The sequence below is a fragment of the Skermanella sp. genome, assembly GCF_059503625.1.
Map to the genome: position 1 here is coordinate 1 of NZ_JCACHA010000652.1, position 2,903 is coordinate 2,903.

The 2,903-nt window shown below is 66.2% G+C and carries 3 protein-coding genes and 1 pseudogene; all 4 read right to left on the reverse strand.

Annotated features, from left to right (window positions below):
* A partial coding sequence (locus AC5JJ6_RS20080; RefSeq protein ID WP_496043756.1) for an ATP-binding cassette domain-containing protein occupies positions 1-794 on the reverse strand: 794 nt, incomplete at its 3' end.
* Positions 791-1,678 carry an ABC transporter permease gene (locus AC5JJ6_RS20085; RefSeq protein ID WP_496043757.1) on the reverse strand — a complete coding sequence of 296 codons (888 nt, stop codon included), beginning with the start codon at positions 1,676-1,678 and terminating at the stop codon, positions 791-793. The genes AC5JJ6_RS20085 and AC5JJ6_RS20080, both read right to left, overlap by 4 nt.
* A gap of 4 nt (positions 1,679-1,682) precedes the next feature.
* Complete coding sequence (locus tag AC5JJ6_RS20090; protein ID WP_496043758.1) at positions 1,683-2,636, reverse strand: ABC transporter permease; 954 nt, start codon at positions 2,634-2,636, stop codon at positions 1,683-1,685.
* A gap of 10 nt (positions 2,637-2,646) precedes the next feature.
* Positions 2,647-2,903 (reverse strand): annotated as a pseudogene (locus AC5JJ6_RS20095) (hypothetical protein); the annotation flags it as partial.

Below are 2,903 nucleotides of genomic sequence, written 5' to 3' on the forward strand. Positions count from 1 at the left end.
TAGATCGCCTCGACCGTCCCCGTCTCCACCACCTTGCCCAGATACATCACCAGCACCCGGTCGCTGATGTAGCGGACGACGTTCAGGTCGTGGGAGATGAAGATATAGGTCAGGTTCATGTCCCGCTTCAGGTCGTTCAGCAGGTTCAGCACCTGCGCCTCGACCGACTTGTCCAGGGCGGAAACTGCCTCGTCGAAGATCACCAGACGCGGCTCCAGCGCCAGCGCGCGGGCGATGTTGATGCGCTGGCGTTGACCGCCGGAAAGCTCGTGCGGGTAGCGGCGGACGAACAGGTTGGGATCAAGCCCGACCTTGCCCAGCAGAGCCCGCGCCCGGTCGCGGGCCTCCCGGCCCGACACGCCGTGGACCTTGGGACCGAAGGCGATGGTCTCCTCGATCGTCAGACGCGGGTTCAGGCTGGCGTAGCTGTCCTGGAAGACCATCTGCATGTTGCGCCGCATGTCGCGCACGCTCAGGCCGTGCTGCTCGCCCACGCCCTCGCCGTCGAAGATGACGGAACCGGCGTCCGGCTCTATCAGCCGCATCAGCAGGCGCGCCGTCGTGGACTTGCCGCAGCCGCTCTCCCCGACGACGCCCAGGGTCTCGCCCTTGGCGACTTCGAACGACACGTCATCGACCGCCTGCACGCTGGCGACCCTGCGGTTGAGCACGCCCCCCAGCACGGGGAAGTATTTCAGCAGCCCCTTGACCATCAGCAGCGGCTGAGCCTCGCCGCCCCGGTCGCGCGGGTCCCTGCTCGCAGCAGGGGTAGTCGTGGCGGCATACGCCATCATGCCCTCACATCCATGGCCGCGCGCAGGCCATCGCTCATCATGTTGAAGCAGATCGAGGTGATGAAGATCATCAGGCCGGGCAGGGCGCAGACCCACGGGTTGACGTAGATCGACTGCCGCAGCGTGTTCAGCATTAGCCCCCATTCCGGTTCCGGTGGACGCACCCCCAGCCCCAGGAAGCTCAGGCCCGACGCCAGGATGATCGACACGCTGATAAGGCCGGTGGCGAAGACGAACACCGGCCCCAGCACGTTGCCCAGCACATGGACCCGGATGATGGTCCAGCTGCCGGCCCCGCTCGCCCGCGCCGCCTCCACGAAGTCCAGGTTCCGCACGCTGGTCGTGACGCTTTCCGCGACCCGCGTGATCGGCGGGACGAAGACGATGGTCAGCGACACGATGCTGTTGACCAGCCCGGCCCCGAGAGCGCCGGAGATCGCGATAGCCAGCAACACGGACGGGAAGGCGTAGAACACGTCCACCGTCCGCATGATGACCATGTTGACCTTGCCGCCGACGAAGCCCGCGACGATGCCCAGCAGGCTGCCGATCACCAGCGCGTTGATGACCGGCGTGATGCCCATCAGCAGCGACAGCCGCCCGCCGTAGATCAGCCGGCTCAGCATGTCGCGGCCAAGCTCGTCGGTACCCAGCGGGAAGCCCGGCGTCCCGATGTCCTTCAGACGCCGGATAACGCTCGTCTTGTACGGATCGACGGGAGCCACCCAGGGCGCGAAGACGGCGGACAGTATGATGGCGAGCAGAACGACGAGGCAGAAGATCGTCACCCAGTCGCCCCGCAGCCGGCGGAACACGCTGCTCCAGTACCCGCGCGATGCGACGGGCGTATCCGGCACCATTCCCGGCAGAGTGGTTTCGGCCATGGGATCAGGCCCTCTTGATGCGGGGATCGACCGCCGTCTGGATCAGGTCCACGACGACGTTGAGGAAGACGAAGAAGAGCGCCAGCACCAGGATCGTCCCCTGCAGCATCGGGATGTCGCGGCGGAAGATCGCCGTGTTCAGCAGGAACCCGGTGCCGGGCCACGAGAACACCGTCTCGATCAGGATCGAGCCGCCCAGCAGGTAGCCGAGCTGAAGTCCCATCACCGCCAGCACGGTCGGCGCCACGTTCCGCACCACATGGCCCAGCACGTGACGTTCCGACAGACCCTTGGCGCGCAGCGCCTGGACGAACTCCTGGTTCAGGATTTCCGCCACGGCGGACCGCGTCGTCCGCATCACGATCCCGATCGGGATCACCGCCAGCGTGATCGCCGGCAGGATCAGGTGCTGCATATGCGCCCAGTCCCAGGCCCAGTCGCTCGAGCCGCCCGGCCCCATGCCGACGGCGGGCAGCACGTTCATCTGGACCGAGAACACGATCACCAGCACCATGCCCAGCCAGTAGTGCGGCACGCTGATGCCCGCGATGGCGATGGCCGTCGCCGCCTTGTCCAGGACACGACCCTGGTTGTAGCCGGCGACGAAGCCCAGTCCCGCTCCCAGCGTGAACCCCACCAGGGCGGCGCACAGCGACAGCATGATCGTGTTGCCTACCGCAGACATGACCTCGCCGCTGACCGATTGGCCGGTCGCGACCGAGCGCCCGAGATCGCCGGTCACGGCTCGTCCCAGCCACAGCGCGAACTGGACGGGCAGGGGCTTGTCGTAGCCGTAGTCGACCTTCAGCCGCTCGATCACATCGGGCGGCGCGTCCGCCGGCGCTATAGCACTGATCGGATCGCCGGGGGCGAGGTGGACCAGCATGAAGATCATCAGCGAGACGCCAAGCGCGATCGGCACCGAATAGAGCAGCCGCCGTATCAGATACGAGATCATAACAGCCCGATCATTCCACGGTGATGGAGGAGAAGTTCTGGTACCAGTTCTGCGCCTGGACGAAGCCCTTGACCTTCGGCGTCATCGCGCGCGGCGCCACGTCATGGGTGACGTAGAGGAACAGCGCGTCGTTGACGAACTTCTCGTGGACCGCCTGGAGCGCCTTGGTCTGCTCGGCCGGGGTGAAGGCGTTCTTGGCCTTCTGGAACAGCGCGTCCATCTCGGGGTCGTTGTACCAGCCCCAGTTGGTGCCGTTGGGGGCCGTCA